This is a genomic window from Polaromonas sp. P1_E3 (assembly GCF_056405935.1).
Genome location: NZ_JBFUBD010000541.1, coordinates 1 through 1,531, shown reverse-complemented (window position 1 = coordinate 1,531; position 1,531 = coordinate 1). Strand labels below are relative to the sequence as shown.

At 64.4% G+C, this 1,531-nt stretch carries 2 protein-coding genes; one reads left to right on the top strand and one right to left on the bottom strand.

The features are described from left to right. Positions 1 to 596, top strand: a 596-nt coding sequence (locus AC1D0Z_RS21470; protein WP_477660182.1) for a GGDEF domain-containing protein, incomplete at its 5' end; no start/stop codon positions are given. A gap of 28 nt (positions 597 to 624) precedes the next feature. Here AC1D0Z_RS21470 and metG read toward each other — a convergent pair. Continuing rightward, positions 625 to 1,531: methionine--tRNA ligase subunit beta (gene metG, locus AC1D0Z_RS21465; protein WP_477660181.1), on the bottom strand; the 907-nt coding region annotated here is incomplete at its 5' end.

Genomic DNA, 1,531 nt, shown 5'->3' with positions numbered 1-1,531 from the left:
TCCTTTTCCTGCTGATGGCCCTGTACCTGCGCAGCCGGGAAAAGCGCGACAACCAGGCGCGCGTCGGAGCGCTGACGCGCGTGGACCCGCTGACGGGCCTGGGCAACCACCGCGTGCTGCTGCAGCGGCTGGACGCGCTGCTGATTCGCCAGCAGCGCGACCCCGGTGCGGGCGCGGTGGTGCGCATCCGGCTGGGCAACGCCGTGGATATCCGGCAGGACTACGGCATGGAGGCGGCGCAAAGCGCGGTGGTCCAGGCCGGCGCCTGTGTCACAAGTGTTGCCCAGGAAGGCGATACGGTTGCCCGGCACCGCGATGGAGACTTTGTGCTGATCCTGCAGGGGCACCTGACACGCGGGGCGCTTACCGATATCGGCCAGCGGCTGATTGCCCGCGGACTGGCCGACAGCCCCAGCCTGCCGCCCAACACCGTGCTGCAGTTCAAGGTCGCGGTGGCCGAAGCGCCGTTCAGGGAAGGCGATGCCACGCAATTGCTGCACTCGCTGGGCCTCGTGCTTGGCGAGCTTTCCAGCCGTTCGGGGACCGGCCTGCGCTTTGCGGGCGGGGCGGATGCAAGGACCGCAGCGCCGGCCTGAGCAGGCTGCCGCGTTGCCCGGCAAGACTTTAGTGAATGCGCATGCCCGGTGTTGCGCCCGGCAAAGGTTCCAGTACATAGATGCCGGGCTGGGCTTTTTCGTCGGCGTGGCTGGCGGCCAGCACCATGCCTTCGCTGATGCCGAACTTCATTTTTCGCGGCGCCAGGTTGGCCACCAGCACGGTGAGCTTTCCGACCAGGTCTTCAGGCTTGTAGGCCGAGGCAATGCCGCTGAACACATTGCGCATGCGGCCTTCGCCGGCATCCAGCGTCAGGCGCAGCAGCTTGGTCGAGCCTTCCACGGGTTCGCAGTTGACGATTTTTGCGATGCGCAGGTCGACCTTGGCGAAGTCGTCGATGGTGATGACGGGAGCGATGGCTTCGCCACCGGGCATGGCGGCTTCTGCTATCAAATCTGTAGCTGCTTGCGCTGGTTCTGCCTGGGCTGGGGGCTCAAACAATGCTTCAAGTTGCTTGATGTCAACGCGTTGCATGAGGTGTTTGTAATCGCCGATTACATGGCCATTACCCAGACTGGAGGCAGCGTCCGCGAACGTCAGCGGCTTGACTTTCAGGAATTCCTCCACCTGTGCAGCCAGTGCAGGCAGCACCGGCTTGAGGTAAATCGTGAGCAGGCGGAAGGCCTCGATGCACACCGTGCAGACATCCTGCAGACGCGCGTCCATGCCCTGCTGCTTGGCCAGCTCCCAGGGCTTGTTCTGGTCCACATAGGCGTTCACGCGGTCCGTCAGCAGCATGGCTTCGCGCAGTGCTTTTGCAAACTCGCGGGCTTCATACAGCGGCTCAATCGTTTCCCTCGCGGCGCGCAGGGCATCGAGCAATGCTGCGCCGTCGGCCGACACCTCGCCCAGCTTTCCGGCAAAGCGCTTGGCAACAAAGCCCGCGGCGCGGCTGGCGATGTTGATGTATTTACCC